This window comes from Streptomyces sp. NPDC033136, from assembly GCF_055578235.1.
The window spans coordinates 19,144-34,672 of record NZ_JBVIPD010000011.1; the positions used below are offsets into that span (position 1 = coordinate 19,144).

A 15,529-nucleotide genomic window follows, 5' to 3' on the forward strand; every position below is an offset into this window, starting at 1 on the left:
TATCTACGCCAGGCCGGTTCTGGTCCCGTGCGCAGCGGGGCACCTCGCCCCCCCCCCCTCCCCACCCCCCCCCTCTCCCTTCCCCTCCACCCCACCCCCCCCCACCGGCGCGTTTCAGAGGCCGGCGTCGAACCGGCGACCGACCCCGCCGTGCAGAACGCGGGTGCGGGCCGCCGTCTGATGCGGGACGTGATGGAGCGGGCCGACGAGCGCGGCGCGCCGGGCATCCGGCTGTTGCAGAGTGGCTACCACAACAGATCGTTCTCGCTCTACGTGAGCATGGGCTTCACCCACCAAGCCACCATGGCCTGCGTGCGGGGCCCGCCGATCCGGGGTGCGATGCCCGGGTACGCGGTGCGGGAGGCCACGGACGCCGACCTGGGCGCCTGCAACGACGTGTCAGGCCGCCGTCGGATCCACCGTCGCCTGATGGGCCTCAGCCAGGTGTTCCTCGGCCTTCAGCCAGGGGAGGAACTGGGCACCTCTGCGCCAGCCGCAGGTGTCGCATCTGATCGTGCGCTGCACCCCCGTGCGCCGCACCCGCACCACGTGCTCCCGGCCGTGCTGGTCCCAGCGGCGGACCTTGCTGGTGTCGATCTGAGCCATGACGTCTCCCGCGTCCAGGAATCCGGCGGATCCGGTCTGCTCGCAGCAAGGAGTGTGCAGCAGAACCAACATCAACGGGGTTTTCCCGGATGCGAGTTATCAGGCCGCGCGGGACCCTGAGCGACCGTACGCGGCAGCCGGAGACTCGGCAGACCGGTCAGCACCTCACCGCCCAGCTGCATCAGGAGCGTCCTGACCAGGGCTTGCGCATGCCCGTCCCCGGGGCCAGGGAAAGGAACAGCGTGCCCCGGGTCGCCGCACCGAGTGCCGGCGCCGACTGCTGAGTGGTGATCATCACGCCGTTGCCGACGCCGGCACGGGCGGGCGGCCCGCGAGGTCGGCCCGCCGCTCCACCACGTAGAACGCCGCCGCCGCGAACGGGAACGCCCCCAGCGACAGCCATGTCCACACCGGCCGGCCCGCCGCACGCCAGTGAGGTCAGCCCGAAGGCCGTGGCTCGGTGTTCAGGTCCGGGTGACCTCGGCCCGCTCAACTCCCCGTTGAGCGGGCCGGTCGCTTGCGTACGTCACGGGCTACCGCAGGCAGCCGGTCAGTAGCAGTTGCGGATCTTCCACACCGGGGACCAGTTGTAGCTCGTGGTGGAGTCCCCGACCGGCACGTTCTTCAGGACGTTGCCGGACTGGCCGTAGAACGTCGCCGTCGCGCGGCTGCCGGTCTGCCTGTTCGCGTAGCCTCCGGTGCCTTCCCAGTTCGAGAGCGAGTAGGTGTGGCAGTTGTAGAGCTTGAACACCTTGTACTTGCCCACCGTCGGGTCCCATACGCGGGCGCACAGGTTGCCGGTGGGGCAGGTGTAGCCGGGGCCCGAGGTGTGGAAGTAGCTCGCGGCCGGTGACACCGTGGGCGCAGCTGCTGCCGCGCTCTGGCCTGCGGAGGCCGGTGCGGCGCTGGCTGCGGGAACCATGCCGGCGGTGAACAGGGCGGCTGCTGCGGTGGCCGTGGCGAATATGGAACGTGTGCGCATGCGGATTCCCCCTGGTGTGTGTGCGGTTGGCTTCCTGGAGCAGCATGCGGTGCCCCGTGCGCCGGGCGCGCGTGGTTTTGGCTCCAGCCAAAACGTCGGTCACATCCGAGGCCTGCTCGCGCCCCTGAACCGGGACGTCAGCAGCCGTCAAGGAGCCGCCGGCCCAGGGGAGTCACGGTGTGCAGGGCGCGTTTGCCGTCCCGCCGGGACGTGATGAGTCCACCGTCTCGCAGCACGGCCAGTTGCTGGCTGACGCTCGGCAGGGACACCCCTGTCGTGTCGGCGAGCTCGGAGGTGCTGGGGCAGGCGAGCGCGGCGGCCTCGTACAGGAGCGCCGCGCGGGTGGGCCCCAGCAGACGGGCCAGCGACGCCGTGGAGGTGCCAGGCGCCGAAGGGGTCTTGTCGACCGGGTAGATGAGCACAGGTCGCAGTTGGCCGTCGGCCAGGGTGACGGGGCGCCGCCAGCAGAAGTACGAAGGGACCAGCAGCAGGCCGCGGCCCTGAAGATGCAGATCGCGCTCGACCGGGTAGTCGACTGTCAGCACGGGCGGCTCCCACACCGCCATCGGTCGCAGACTGTTCAGCAGCGTCCGTGTACCCCCGTCCACGACGGCGCGGGTGCGCAGGGCCAGGTCCGCCGCCGTGGCCGCGCTGACGCGGTTCCACAGGGGCGCGATGAACTTCTGGTGGTACGTGAGAAGGTTCCCGCCCAGTGCGGTCAGCGCGGTGAGGTCACCGCGTGCCAGCTCGGCGCCCGCCCACGGCCGTCCGCTGCTCGCGGTCAGCAGCGTCAGTTCGTGGCGCAAACGGTGTCGCGGCGTCGCGAGCACCCTGTCGATGCCCGCCTGGAGATCATCGGGACCGTCCTCGACGGGCGGGGTGAGGAAGTCGGGGAAGTAGGCGGCGCGCGGGACCATACTGCACAGCGCCGACGCTGCCTCTCGAGCCGTCCCGTCCCGGCGGAGCAGCCCGCCGACCGTCCGCCGCCACGGGTCGAAGGCTACGGCGCCCTCACGCGTTTGCAGGCGGCACAGACTGCACACGATCTCCCACAGGGGGTCCGGACGGCGGGCGATACGCACGCGTTCCAGATCGCTTCCGGTGAAATGGACGCGCAGCATGGCTTCCCCCCGTCGGCCATTGACACTCAGCGAAGAGCCTTGCCACGCGCGATGTCCCGGACAAGGTCAATCTCAGCCAGGCCCTCGACCGGCTTCGTCCGGGCCTTCTCGCGCTCGGTGAACGGCGGGTCGTGCGCGTCGGACGTGGTGGTCGTGGTCTCCTTCACGCCCCGGTTGACGCCGAGCGCGTGCCGCGGTCACCACCACATCCCGCCCCATCCCGCACCTCCGCCGCCCCCAGCCTCTCAGCCGTCCGCTCGGCAGTCCCCCGGGCCCACCGCCCGCTCGTCACCGCCCCCAGCGCCAGTACCGCGAACCCGCACGCCGCGATGATCCACCAGCCCGGCCGTGCGGCCGGGACGAACATCTCGCGGTACGAGGACGCGCCCACGCCGGAGGCGAGCACCGCGCCCACCACCGCCACACCCACTGTCTGGCCGAGTTGGCGGCTCGTGGAGGCGACGGCCGCGGCGACGCCCGCCTGGGCGCGCGGCATGCCGGAGACCGCCGTGTGGGTGATCGGCGCGTTGACGAAACCGAAGCCGACGCCGAACAGGACGTACCCGGCGAAGAGGGTGGTGTTCGAGGCCTCGGCGCCGAACACCGCGAAGAGGACGCCGCTCGCCGTCATCGCGCAGCCCGCGATCAGCAGGGGCAGACGCGGGCCCCGGCTGCCGACCAGACGGCCGGAGAGCGGGGCGCACAGGAACGTCGGGGCCGCCATCGGCAGCATCCACAGGCCCGCCTCCAGGGCGGTCAGTCCGCGTACGTTCTGGAGGTACAGCGTGGACAGGAACAGGAAGCCGCCGAGTGCCGCGAAGGCGCTGATCGCGATCACCGTGGCCCCGCTGAACGGTGCCGAGCGGAAGAAGCGCAGGTCGATCAGGGGTTCCGTGCGACGCGGCTCGTACCACAGCAGGCCGGCGAGGGCGGCCAGGGCCACGACCGCGAGGGGTGCCGTCGACGTGACCGGCATGCTCGGCGCTTCGATGATCGCGTACGTCAGCGAGCCGAACAGCGCGATCACCAGCAGTTGTCCGACCGGGTCCGGGCGGCGGGCCTTCGGCGCGCGGGACTCGGGGACGAAGCGCAGGGTGAGGAGCAGTGCCGCCAGGCCGACGGGCAGGTTGATCCAGAAGATCGAGCGCCAGCCGACCGACTCGACCAGGAGGCCTCCGACCAGCGGGCCGGCGGCCATCGAGATGCCGACGACCGCGCCCCACGCGCCGATCGCCCGGGCCCGCTCACGTGGGTCGGTGAACGTGTTGGTGATGATCGACATGGCGACCGGGTTCAGCATCGAGCCGCCCACCGCCTGCACCATCCGGAAGGCCACCAGCGCCTGAAGGTTCGGCGCGAGGGAGCACAGGAGTGAGCCGAGGGTGAAGACGACCAGGCCCGCCATGAAGACCCGCTTGCGGCCGATCCGGTCGGCCGTGGAGCCCGCGAGCATCAGCAGCGAGGCCAGGACCAGCGTGTACGCGTCGATCGTCCACTGCAGGCCCGACGTACTGGTGCGCAGGTCCCGCTGCATGGACGGCAGGGCCACGTTCAGGATCGTGTTGTCCAGGCTCACGATCAGCAGGCTCATGCAGCAGATCGCGAGCACCAGCATGCGGCGACGGGGGCTGAGCTCGGGCATGGCCGTCATCGTACGCCGATTTCAATAGTGTGGCTAACTAATGAATTTTGCCTTTTCATTGCACGGCACAATGGAGGAATGTCCACGCCCCTCCAGATCGGCCCGCACACCGTCCAGCCGCCCGTCGTCCTGGCCCCCATGGCCGGGATCACCAACGCGCCCTTCCGGACGCTGTGCAGGGAATTCAGTGGTGGCAAGGGCCTGTTCGTCAGCGAGATGATCACCACCAGGGCCCTGGTCGAGCGCAACGAGAAGACCATGCAGCTCGTGCACTTCGACGCGAGTGAGCGGCCCCGGTCCATCCAGCTCTACGGCGTGGACCCGGCCACCGTCGGCAAGGCCGTCCGCATGATCGCGGAGGAGGACCTCGCCGACCACATCGACCTGAACTTCGGCTGCCCGGTCCCGAAGGTGACCAGGAAGGGCGGCGGATCGGCCCTCCCGTACAAGCGGAACCTGCTGCGTGCCATCCTGCGCGAGGCCGTCAGCGGCGCCGGCGACCTGCCCGTGACGATGAAGATGCGCAAGGGCATCGACGACGACCACATCACCTACCTCGACGCCGGCCGGATCGCCGTCGAGGAGGGCGTCACCGCCATCGCCCTGCACGGCCGCACCGCCGCCCAGCACTACGGCGGCACCGCCGACTGGGACGCCATCGCCCGCCTGAAGGAGCACGTGCCGGAGATCCCCGTACTCGGCAACGGCGACATCTGGTCGGCCGACGACGCGCTGCGGATGGTGCGCGCGACCGGCTGCGACGGAGTGGTGGTCGGACGCGGGTGCCTGGGGCGGCCCTGGCTGTTCTCCGACCTCGTGGCGGCTTTCGAAGGGCGCCCCCAGGACATCGCGCGGCCCGCCCTGCGGCAAGTCGCCGACGTCATGGTCCGGCACGCCACCCTGCTCGGCGAGTGGATCGGCGACGAGTCCCGGGGCGTGATCGACTTCCGCAAGCACGTCGCCTGGTACCTGAAGGGCTTCGCGGTCGGCTCCGGGATGCGCAGGCGCCTCGCGGTCACCTCCTCGCTTGAGGAACTGCGGTCCGGACTGGACGAGCTGGACCTCGACCAGCCCTGGCCGACCGGCGCCGACGGGCCCCGGGGCCGTACGTCCGGCAACAACCGCGTGGTGCTGCCGGACGGCTGGCTGAAGGACCCGTACGACTGTGCCGGGGTCGGCGAGGACGCCGAACTCGACACCTCGGGCGGCTGATCAGCCCCCGGAGGGGCGCGGGGTCGAGCCGTACGCCTTCAGGAAGCGGTCGCGGAAGGAGTCCATCTTCCACACCGGCGCGTCACGGCCGGGCTTGAGGCCCTCCGCCCAGTTCCAGTCGCTGATCTTCTCAAGGACCTTCGGGTCCTTGGCGACGAGGGACACCGGCACGTCCCGGGAGGCGCGGACGCCGCTGACCCGGGCGATGGGCTGGTGGTCGCCGAGGAAGACCAGGACGGTGTCGTCGGTGCCGTAGCGCTCCAGCCACTGGGTGAGGCTGGTGACCGAGTACTCGATGGACCTGCCGTACTCCTGGCGGGACCTGGTGGTGTCGGTGATGACGTCCGACGCCTTGTTGCCGGCCTTCTGGATCGGGCCGAAGACCGAGCCGTCACCGAGTTCGTCCCAGCCGACCATCCTCGGGACGGGCGCCCAGGGCTGGTGGCTGGAGGTCAGGATGACGAACGACATCAGCGGCTTGTCCCGCTTCCTGCCGTGGACCTGCCGCTGGAACGCTTCCAGCGCGTACTGGTCGGGCATGGTCGACCAGCTGAACTTCGGGCCCCGGTAGCCCAGGTCGAAGGCGTCGTAGACCTTGTCGAGGCCGTACCACTTCTCCTCCGGCCAGCCCTTCTGCACGCCCGGCATGACGCCCACCGTGTCCCACGCGCCGGTCTCGCGGAACGCCTTGGTGAGGGTGAGGTGGTCGCCCGCGGTGACCGTCCGGTAGCGCCGCTGGTTGTCGATCCACAGGCCGGACATGGTCGTGGAGTGGCCGAGCCAGCTGCTGCCGCCGAAGGTCGCCGAGGTCAGCCAGCCGCTGCGGGCGTGGAAGCCGGCCTTCGCCAGGGCCTTGGTGCCGGTGTCGAGGGTCCGGCCGACGCCGGGTGCCGTGATCGGGTCCTCGACGGCGCTGCGGCCGTAACTCTCGATGAACGTGAAGATCACGTCCTTGCCGCGCAGGTCGGGCAGGAGCTGAGCGGGCGGGGTGTTGCCGAAGGTGTCCGCCTTCGCCTGCCGCGCGAACTCCGCCTCGTCCCGCAGCGACTCCACCGTCCGCTGTGCGTGCACCCGCAGGGCCCCGGCGGCGCGCTCGGAGGCGATCGGGCCGCCGGACAGCGTCAGGCCCAGGGCGGAGCAGGTGACCCACACGGTGCCGGCGATCAGGGCGCCCCGGGTCGCCCGGGCCCGGTGGCGGGCCAGCACGTCCGCGAGCCGGATCGCCGCCGCGACCATGACGGCCGCCACCGCCAGGACGAGCAAGACCGCGCCGACGGCGGCGGCGGTCGCCACGCCCCCGCCCAGCGTGTCCCCGACATACGCCTGGGCGTCGGGCAGCAGGTCCCAGTCGAGCGTGGCGTTGAAGCCCCGGCCCAGATACTCGTTGAACCCCATGTCGAGCAGGTTCACCGTGGTCAGCACGGTGAGGCCGAGTCCGTACAGGACCGCCGCGGCCAGCCGGGGCCGGCGCGGCAGCGCCAGCACGACCACCGCCCCGATGACCGCCTCCGCCGGGATCCGCGCGAAGCTGACCGGCTCGACGGCGGGGAGCGTGTTGGGCAGCAGCAGGGAGCCGAGGACCAGAGCAGCGGCGAGGGCGGTGGTGGTCAGGCGCAGGACGCGGGCGGCGCGGGGGCGACGGGTGCGCCAGGCGCGGAGGCGACCGAGGCGGGATGCCGGAGCGGGAGCCCCCACCTCCTCCGTGGCGTCCTCCGCCCTCCCGGCACGCTCCGTCCCGGACTCGTCCCCTGGGATGCCCGGCTGCGATGACTGGCGAAAGCGCGTGAAGACAGGCACCCGGAGGTCCTTCCCGTACAAAACCCGGCGAGGTGGCGGACCCGCGTGGGGGTACGGGTCCGCCGCAGTTCCGTACGGGGCGTCCACCAGGTGCGTTCAGCCCGCCGGGCCGACGCTCGGCAAACATCCGGCAAACGTCCGGCCAACCGGCCCTCAGACGCCGCCGACCGCCGTGAGCAGTGCCAACGGGGCGGAGGCCGACCGGGACTCCCGCACACACGCGTGCGGGTACGGCACGGGCTCCGGGTGGGTGTCACGGCCGTAGCCCGCGAGGACCTCCGGCAGCCGGTGGCCGGTCGCCGCCGCCGCGTCGACCAGGCCGCGGGCGACGGCGCGGGCCTCGTCGTGCAGCCCGTAGCGGGCCAGGCCCAGCGCGATCAGCGCGTTGTCGTGCGGCCAGACCGAGCCGCGGTGGTAGGAGAGCGGGTGGTACGCCGGCTGCCCGGCCGCGAGGGTGCGCACGCCCCAGCCGGAGAAGAAGTCCGGCTCCAGCAGCCGCTGGCCGACCTGTTCGCCGTACTCCTTGTCCAGCAGGCCCGACCAGAGCAGGTGCCCGGCGTCGGAGGCGAGCGCGTCGACCTGCTTGCCGCGGCCGTCGAGCGCGAGCGCCGGGAAGGAGTGCTCCGCCATCCAGAAGTCTTGCTGGAAACGGTCGCGCAGATCACCGGCCGCCTGCTCCAGCAGGTCCGCGTACGTGGCGTCCTGCCAGACCGTGCGGGCGAGACCCGCCGTGCGGCGCAGCGCGTCGTAGGCGTAGCCCTGGGCGCCGGCGGCCGTCACCGGCCCGTGGGGGCGGGTGCCCTCGGTGGAGCAGATGGCGCCGGGGGAGTCCTTCCAGTTCTGGTTGGCGAGGCCGCCCTGGTCGGCGCGGTAGACGAGGTAGCCGCGGCTGGTCAGGCCGCCGTGGTCCAGCATCCAGCCGACGGCCGCGCGGGCGTGCGGTTCCAGGCGGCGGGCCAGGGCCGGGTCGCCGGTGTGCTCGGTGTACGCACCGAGCAGGACGAGGAACAGCGGCGTGGCGTCGACCGAACCGTAGTAGCGGCCGTAGGGGACCTGGCCGAAGTGGGCCAGTTCGCCCTGGCGCACCTCGTGCACGATCTTCCCCGGCTGGGCGACCTCGTCGACGCCGGTCTGCGTGGCCTGGGTCGCGGCCAGCGCGGGCAGGGTGGCGGCGGCCAGACGGGGCCGGTAGGGCAGTGTGAACAGCGAGGTCAGCAGGGCGTCCCGGCCGAGCAGGGTCAGGAACCAGGGGGCGCCGGCGGCCGGGACGCGCAGTTCCTCGCCGTCCGGGCCGGTCGCCGGGACCTGGAGCGCGGCGAGGTCGGCGAGGCCCCGGGCGCAGGCCGCGGCCAGCTCGGGCCAGCAGCTCGGGAGGGCCACGCCCGCCACGAACTCGTCCTCCCGGGCGAGGAGTTGCCGCTGGAGGGCGGCGGGGGAGCGGGGTACGCGCAGGGCGCGCCGGTCGCCGTGCGGGCGGGCCATGACCCGCAGGACCAGCTCGGCGGTGCCGTGCGGTTCGAGGTCCAGGGTCCACACCAGGCGGCGGGCACCGGTACCGGTCTCCTCCACGGCGTCCGGCTGGGGGTCGGCCGTCACGGTCGTCACGGACCGCCATTCGCCGCGCCGGTAGCCGAACTCCACCCCGTGGTCGAGGACCTGACGGGTGCGGACGGCGCCGGGCTTCATGTAGGTGCGGTGGTCGGACCGCAGCTCGAACTGGTCGGCGAAGTCGGCGTCGGCGGTGACCGCGAGCCGGACCGTCGTCGGCACCGGACGGTTGCTGGTGACGCGCAGCGACTCCACGAACGAGGCGTCACCGACGGCCTGTTCGCGAAAGAGCGTGCACGCGGGCGGCTCGTCGCGGCCGCCGCGCGGGACGAGCACGCAGCGCGCGGTGTCCCCGTCCGCCACCGGGGTCAGCGTCTCCGGCACGGCGCCGTCGACGGTGAGCTGCCAGCGGCTCAGGTGCCGCGCGTCCCGTACGAACACGCCGTCCGGGGCGCTGCCGCCCCGGTACCCGCTGATGTCGCCGCGGTCGCCGACGGCGGCGAACGTCCCGCCGTGCACGAGCAGATGATGCCGGTCCGTCATGCCCGGTCCCCTCCCTTGATCGCCGTGACACCGCTCCGGTCCCGGGTGGGCCGGTCGTGCAGCAGATCGAGCGTGAGCGCGGCGGTCCAGCCGAAGCCGGTGACGCCGCAGGCCTGTGCCGTGTACGGATCGACGTACTCCGAGAAGCCGGAGGCGCCGGCGGTGTGCAGGATGCCCCTGCGCAGGGCGTCGGCCCGGCCGCGCTCACCGTGCAGCCGCAGCCCGCGCTCCAGCAGCCAGTTGGTGTTGAACCAGGCCGGGCCGCGCCAGTAGCGGTGCCGGTCGAAGGCCTCGCCGAGCAGGTCGTAGCTCGGGACCAGGCGGGTCGTGCCGCCGAGGCCGAAGTGCGGGCCGGACATCGTACGGACCAGGGTCGCCGCGAGGTCGCGGGGCAGGGCCGGCAGCAGCAGCGGGACGAGCCCGGAGACGCCCCGCTCGGGGATCAGCTCCCCGGTGCGCACGTCACGGCACAGGAACATCCCCGCCGCCGGCTCCCACAGCCGCTCCACCAGGGCCGCCGTCAGCCGCTCGGCGCGGTCCTGCCGGGCCGGGCCGGGCGCTCCCAGCTCGTGGGCGATACGGGCCAGGGCGTACTCGGAGGCGACCAGCAGGGCGTTGAACGCCGGGTCCTCCACGGCGAACTCGCCCGCCCCGTCGGCGTATCCGCCGTCCCGGTAATCCGCCGCCAGCCGTACGTACCGCCCGTAGTCCAGATCCGTCGGCCGGTCCTCGGGGGCACCGTGGTCGAGGTCGGCGCGGCGGAAGGAGCGGGCCGGGGCCGGAGTGACCCGGGACAGCGGGCGGTCCCAGCAGGGGCTGTTGTCCATACCCTGTTCCCAGGGGTGCACCACGGACACCAGACCGCCGCCGCCCAGGTCGCGACGGTGCAGCAAGTACCGGTGCCAGGCGGCGAGCCGGGGGTAGGCCCGGGTGAGGAAGCCGCGGGCCCGGGACAGGCCCGGGTCGGCGAGGTGCACCAGCCACGCGGCCAGCGCGTGGACGGGTGGCTGCACGATCCCGGAGGTCTGTACGGTGCGCGGGGCGCCCGCCGCGCGCCCCGCGGCCGACGAGCGCCAGAAGTCGGGGCTCGGGAAGTACGCGTCGAGCGGGACGGAGGGGTTGAAGACGATGTGCGGGATCCGCCCGTCCGCCCACTGTGCCGCCAGCAGCGTCTCCAGTTCCGTCTGCGCCCGTAACGGCGACAGGTGCCTGAGGCCGATCGCGATGAACGCCGAGTCCCATGACCACTGGTGCGGATACAGGCTCCGCGAGGGCACGGTCGACGTCCCCGTCCAGCCGGCCTCCAGCACGGCGGCGGCCCTGACGTGCAGAGGAGGCGGGGCGGCGGCAGGATCGTATGCGGCGGCGGGGCCGTCGGGGCGGGGGGCGCGTTGGGCGGTGCGATCCACTCGGGGCTCTCCGAAAAGACGTCCGGCCGACCGGTTCGGCGGCGGCTACCGTGGGGTTACGTCTATTTAACACGCAGAACTCACTATGTAATGCAAGGTTGAGAAACACAAGGGGGTGTACATGACCGGACAGCCCGGGAGAACCGGACGAGGCGGGGGGCAGGCGAGCGCCGGCGACCTGCTCGAACTGGTGCGAAGTCGCCGTGCCACGACCCGGGGTGCGCTGCAGCAGGCGACCGGACTGTCCCGTGCCACCGTCGGCCAGCGGCTCGACCGGCTCTTCCGTGCGGGCTGGCTGCGCGAGGGCGCCGGGGGGCCGGTGGACTCCCCGCAGGGCGGGCGTCCCTCCATCACCCTGGAGTTCGACGACGAGCACGCGGTGGTCCTGGCCGCCGACCTCGACACCCGGCACGCGCGGGCGGCCGTGCTGTCGCTGAGCGGCGAGATCTTCGCCGAGCACTCCGGCACCCTGGTCATCGAGGACGGCCCGGACGCCGTGCTCGGCGAACTCGGCCGCTGGTTCGCCGAGTTGCTGGAGAAGGCCGGACACGGGGCGCGGGCGGTGTGCGGGGTCGGGCTCGCGGTGCCCGGCCCGGTCGACACCGGGGCCGGCCGCGTCGTCCAGCCGCCGATCATGCCCGGCTGGGACGGCTACGACATCAGGAGCCGGCTGGCCCGGGCGCTCACCGAGCACGCGGGCGCCGCCGAGGTGCCGGTGCTGGTCGACAACGACGCCAACCTCATGGCGTACGGCGAACAGCGCACCGGCTATCCCGACTGCTCGGCCTTCGTGCTGGTCAAGGTCTCCACCGGCATCGGCGCCGGGGTCGTGGTGGACGGCTCGGTGTTCCGGGGCGTCGACGGCGGCGCCGGGGACATCGGGCACATCCGGGTGCCGGAGGGCTCCCAGGCGCTGTGCCGGTGCGGTTCCTACGGCTGTCTGGCCGCCGTCGCGAGCGGCGGCGCGGTCGCCCGGCGGCTGGCCGAGGCCGGGGTACCTGCCTCCTCCGGCTCGGACATCCGGGACCTGCTGGCCTCCGGGCACCCCGAGGCGGTCGGGCTCGCCCGGGAGGCCGGGCGCCGGGTCGGGGACGTCCTGGCGACCGTCGTGACGCTGCTGAACCCCGGGGTGCTGATGATCGCCGGGGATCTGGCCGGAACTCCCTTCCTCACGGGCGTGCGCGAACTGCTCTACCAGCGGGCGCTGCCCCGCTCCACCGCCCGCCTGGAGGTGGTCACCTCACGGCTGGGCGAGCGGGCCGGGCTGGTGGGGGCCGGTGCGATGGTCGTGGAGCACCTGTACGCGCCCGAGCGGGTCGAGGAGCGGCTGCGCGCGCTCGGGGTGTGACGAGCGGGTTTCGGTCCCGGGACGCGTCCGCATGGTGAAATCCCGTCGGCTGTGGCAGCGTGATTCTCACCACCCCTGATAAGGGTTGCGCTCAGATGAGCGGATCATGAGCGGCTGCACTTCTCCAAAGGGTGGCACTGAGTGCCACGCTTTGATCGTTCATCGAGCGAAATCAAGCGTGCTGAACCTCGCTCGTATGAGCACTCAGTGGGGTCTACGGAGGTTTGTGCGTTCAAGAAGTGAAAACATGCGGCTGTGATCGCTTGCCGAGCCTTGACTTTCGATCCACTGGCGGACGAGTGGTTACAGGCGCATGACGCGCGCATGGACGTACCCAGAAGCCTTTGATCTGGGTATGTTCCTCGCCGTCAGGGCAGCCACCGCGTCCTCGAGGAGTCGAGACCCGTGTCGGAAAACAAAGATCCCCAGGTAGCTGAGCACGGTAAGAGCGTTGAGGGCGTGAAGTTCGTTTACGACTTCACCGAGGGCAACAAGGACCTCAAGGACCTCCTCGGCGGCAAGGGTGCGAACCTCGCCGAGATGACCAACCTCGGCCTTCCGGTCCCCCCGGGCTTCACGATCACCACCGAGGCCTGCAAGACCTACCTGGACAGCGGCGAGGAGCCGGCGGCACTGCGTGACGAGGTGAGTGCGCACCTCGACGCGCTTCAGGCCCGCATGGGCAAGAAGCTCGGCCAGGCCGACGACCCGCTGCTGGTGTCGGTGCGCTCGGGCGCCAAGTTCTCCATGCCCGGCATGATGGACACCGTCCTCAACATCGGCCTCTCCGACAAGTCCGTGCAGGGCCTGGCCAAGCAGGCCGGCGACGACCGGTTCGCGTGGGACTCCTACCGCCGCCTCATCCAGATGTTCGGCAAGACCGTGCTGGGCGTCGACGGCGAGCTGTTCGAGGACGCGCTGGAGTCGGCGAAGGCGGCCAAGAAGGTCACCGTCGACACCGAGCTGGAGGCCGGCGACCTCAAGAAGCTCGTCACCAGGTTCAAGAAGATCGTCAAGACCGAGGCCGGCCGCGACTTCCCGCAGGACCCGCGCGAGCAGATGGACCTCGCCATCAAGGCCGTCTTCGACTCCTGGAACGGCGACCGCGCCAAGCTCTACCGCCGTCAGGAGCGCATTCCGCACGACCTGGGCACCGCCGTCAACGTCTGCTCCATGGTCTTCGGCAACCTCGGCCCCGACTCCGGCACCGGCGTCGCCTTCACCCGCGACCCCGCCTCCGGCCACCAGGGCGTCTACGGCGACTACCTGCAGAACGCCCAGGGCGAGGACGTCGTCGCGGGCATCCGCAACACCGTGCCGCTCGCCGACCTGGAGCGGATCGACAAGAAGTCGTACGACCAGCTCATGCAGATCATGGAGACCCTGGAGAACCACTACAAGGATCTCTGCGACATCGAGTTCACCATCGAGCGCGGTGTGCTGTGGATGCTCCAGACCCGCGTCGGCAAGCGCACCGCGGGCGCGGCCTTCCGCATCGCCACCCAGCTCGTGGACCAGGGCCTGATCGACGAGGCCGAGGCCCTCACCCGCGTCAACGGCGCCCAGCTCGCCCAGCTGATGTTCCCGCGCTTCGACGAGGACTCGAAGGTCGAGACGGTCGGCCGGGGCATCGCGGCCTCCCCGGGCGCGGCGGTCGGCAAGGCGGTCTTCGACTCGTACACCGCCGTCAAGTGGTCGCGTTCGGGCGAGAAGGTCATCCTCATCCGCCGCGAGACCAACCCCGACGACCTGGACGGCATGATCGCCGCCGAGGGCATCCTCACCTCGCGCGGCGGCAAGACCTCCCACGCGGCCGTGGTCGCGCGCGGCATGGGCAAGACCTGTGTCTGCGGCGCCGAGGAGCTCGAGGTCGACACCAAGCGCCGCCGGATGACCGTCCCGGGCGGGCACGTCGTCGAGGAGGGCGACGTCGTCTCCATCGACGGCTCCTCCGGCAAGGTCTACCTCGGTGAGGTACCGGTCGTGCCCTCCCCGGTCGTGGAGTACTTCGAGGGCCGCATGCACCCCGGCGCCGACGACGCCGACGAGCTGGTCGAGGCCGTCCACCGGATGATGGCCTTCGCCGACCGCAAGCGCCGCCTGCGGGTGCGCGCCAACGCCGACAACGCCGAGGACGCGCTGCGGGCCCGCCGCTTCGGCGCCCAGGGCATCGGCCTGTGCCGCACCGAGCACATGTTCCTCGGCGACCGGCGCGAGCTGGTGGAGCGGCTGATCCTGGCCGACACGGACACCGAGCGCGAGGAGTCCCTCAAGCAGCTGCTCCCACTGCAGAAGCAGGACTTCGTCCAACTGTTCGAGTCGATGGACGGCCTCCCGGTCACCGTCCGCCTCCTCGACCCGCCGCTGCACGAGTTCCTCCCGGACATCACCGAGCTGTCCGTCCGTGTGGCCCTCGCCGAGTCCCGCCAGGAGCCGCACGAGAACGAACTGCGCCTCCTCCAGGCGGTCCACCGCCTGCACGAGCAGAACCCGATGCTGGGCCTGCGCGGGGTGCGCCTCGGCCTGGTCATCCCCGGCCTGTTCACCATGCAGGTCCGGGCGATCGCCGAGGCCGCCGCCGAGCGCAAGGCCGCCAAGGGCGACCCGCGCGCCGAGATCATGATCCCGCTCGTCGGCACGGTCCAGGAGCTGGAGATCGTGCGCGAGGAAGCCGACAAGGTCATCGCCGAGGTCGAGGCCGCCTCGGGCGCGCAGCTCAAGCTGACCATCGGCACGATGATCGAGCTGCCGCGCGCCGCCCTGACCGCCGGCCAGATCGCCGAGGCCGCGCAGTTCTTCTCCTTCGGCACGAACGACCTGACCCAGACGGTGTGGGGCTTCTCCCGGGACGACGTGGAGGCGAGCTTCTTCACCGCCTACCTGGAGAAGGGCATCTTCGGTGTCTCCCCGTTCGAGACGATCGACAAGGACGGCGTCGGCTCCCTGGTGAAGCTCGCCGCCAAGGCCGGCCGTGAGACCCGCCCCGACCTCAAACTCGGCGTCTGCGGCGAGCACGGCGGTGACCCGGAGTCGGTCCACTTCTTCCACGAGGTCGGACTCGACTACGTCTCCTGCTCCCCGTTCCGCATCCCGGTCGCCCGCCTGGAGGCGGGCCGGGCGGCGGTCCAGTCGCAGGGCAGCGACCACCGGTAGGCCGTGGCCCGGGCGGGGTCACCTCGGTGTGGCCCGTACGGGTCATCTCAACGTGGCCTTGTGCGGGGCCGCTCAGGACCCGGAGCCGTCGTCGGTCCCCGACCCTCACCGATCGCGGCGGCTCCGGTGTACGGAGGAGAGCGGGGGCGGCACCTTTTGTGCGGAGGT

General features: G+C 71.8%; 11 protein-coding genes and 1 pseudogene. 3 read left to right on the forward strand and 9 right to left on the reverse strand.

The window, feature by feature from the left end; genetic code table 11:
• Window positions 1-399: 399 nt before the first annotated feature.
• From ACZ5TL_RS21245 to ACZ5TL_RS21270, 6 genes and pseudogenes are all read right to left on the reverse strand, one after another.
• Window positions 400-606 carry a hypothetical protein gene (locus tag ACZ5TL_RS21245; protein WP_468591613.1) on the reverse strand — a complete coding sequence of 69 codons (207 nt, stop codon included), beginning with the start codon at window positions 604-606 and terminating at the stop codon, window positions 400-402.
• Between the two features lie 71 nt (window positions 607-677).
• Window positions 678-934, reverse strand: a pseudogene (locus ACZ5TL_RS21250) (hypothetical protein); the annotation flags it as partial.
• A gap of 222 nt (window positions 935-1,156) precedes the next feature.
• The gene (locus ACZ5TL_RS21255; RefSeq protein ID WP_468591614.1) at window positions 1,157-1,588 is read right to left on the reverse strand and encodes a hypothetical protein; all 432 of its coding nucleotides are present in this window, start codon (window positions 1,586-1,588) and stop codon (window positions 1,157-1,159) included.
• A gap of 137 nt (window positions 1,589-1,725) precedes the next feature.
• Window positions 1,726-2,709: an ArsR/SmtB family transcription factor gene (locus ACZ5TL_RS21260; protein WP_468591616.1), complete on the reverse strand. Its 984-nt coding sequence runs from the start codon at window positions 2,707-2,709 to the stop codon at window positions 1,726-1,728.
• Window positions 2,710-2,735: 26 nt separating this feature from the next.
• A complete protein-coding gene (locus tag ACZ5TL_RS21265; RefSeq protein WP_468591617.1) occupies window positions 2,736-2,876 on the reverse strand; it encodes a hypothetical protein in 141 nt (46 codons plus the stop codon).
• Window positions 2,873-4,351: an MFS transporter gene (locus ACZ5TL_RS21270; RefSeq protein ID WP_468591618.1), complete on the reverse strand. Its 1,479-nt coding sequence runs from the start codon at window positions 4,349-4,351 to the stop codon at window positions 2,873-2,875. The genes ACZ5TL_RS21265 and ACZ5TL_RS21270 overlap by 4 nt, the downstream gene beginning before the upstream one ends.
• 78 nt (window positions 4,352-4,429) lie before the next feature.
• Between ACZ5TL_RS21270 and dusB the strand changes: the two genes are divergently transcribed.
• Window positions 4,430-5,563, forward strand: coding sequence for a tRNA dihydrouridine synthase DusB (dusB, locus tag ACZ5TL_RS21275; protein ID WP_468591619.1), 1,134 nt, complete (start codon window positions 4,430-4,432; stop codon window positions 5,561-5,563).
• Here dusB and ACZ5TL_RS21280 read toward each other — a convergent pair whose 3' ends face one another.
• The 3 genes from ACZ5TL_RS21280 to ACZ5TL_RS21290 all read right to left on the reverse strand — a co-directional run bounded on the left by ACZ5TL_RS21280 (window position 5,564) and on the right by ACZ5TL_RS21290 (window position 10,860).
• Complete coding sequence (locus ACZ5TL_RS21280; RefSeq protein ID WP_468591620.1) at window positions 5,564-7,360, reverse strand: sulfatase-like hydrolase/transferase; 1,797 nt, start codon at window positions 7,358-7,360, stop codon at window positions 5,564-5,566.
• 153 nt (window positions 7,361-7,513) lie between these two features.
• Window positions 7,514-9,451, reverse strand: a complete 1,938-nt coding sequence (locus tag ACZ5TL_RS21285; protein WP_468591621.1) for an amylo-alpha-1,6-glucosidase — start codon at window positions 9,449-9,451, stop codon at window positions 7,514-7,516.
• Window positions 9,448-10,860, reverse strand: a complete 1,413-nt coding sequence (locus tag ACZ5TL_RS21290) for an MGH1-like glycoside hydrolase domain-containing protein (RefSeq protein ID WP_468591622.1) — start codon at window positions 10,858-10,860, stop codon at window positions 9,448-9,450. The genes ACZ5TL_RS21285 and ACZ5TL_RS21290 overlap by 4 nt, the downstream gene beginning before the upstream one ends.
• 121 nt (window positions 10,861-10,981) lie before the next feature.
• On the opposite strand from ACZ5TL_RS21290, the gene ACZ5TL_RS21295 reads away from it, so the two are divergent.
• Together ACZ5TL_RS21295 and ppdK are read left to right on the forward strand one after the other, a co-directional pair.
• On the forward strand, window positions 10,982-12,208 hold the full coding sequence (locus ACZ5TL_RS21295; RefSeq protein WP_468591623.1) for an ROK family protein: 1,227 nt from the start codon (window positions 10,982-10,984) through the stop codon (window positions 12,206-12,208).
• 405 nt (window positions 12,209-12,613) lie between these two features.
• The gene (gene ppdK / locus ACZ5TL_RS21300; RefSeq protein ID WP_468591624.1) at window positions 12,614-15,361 is read left to right on the forward strand and encodes a pyruvate, phosphate dikinase; all 2,748 of its coding nucleotides are present in this window, start codon (window positions 12,614-12,616) and stop codon (window positions 15,359-15,361) included.
• The last annotated feature ends 168 nt before the right edge of the window (window positions 15,362-15,529 follow it).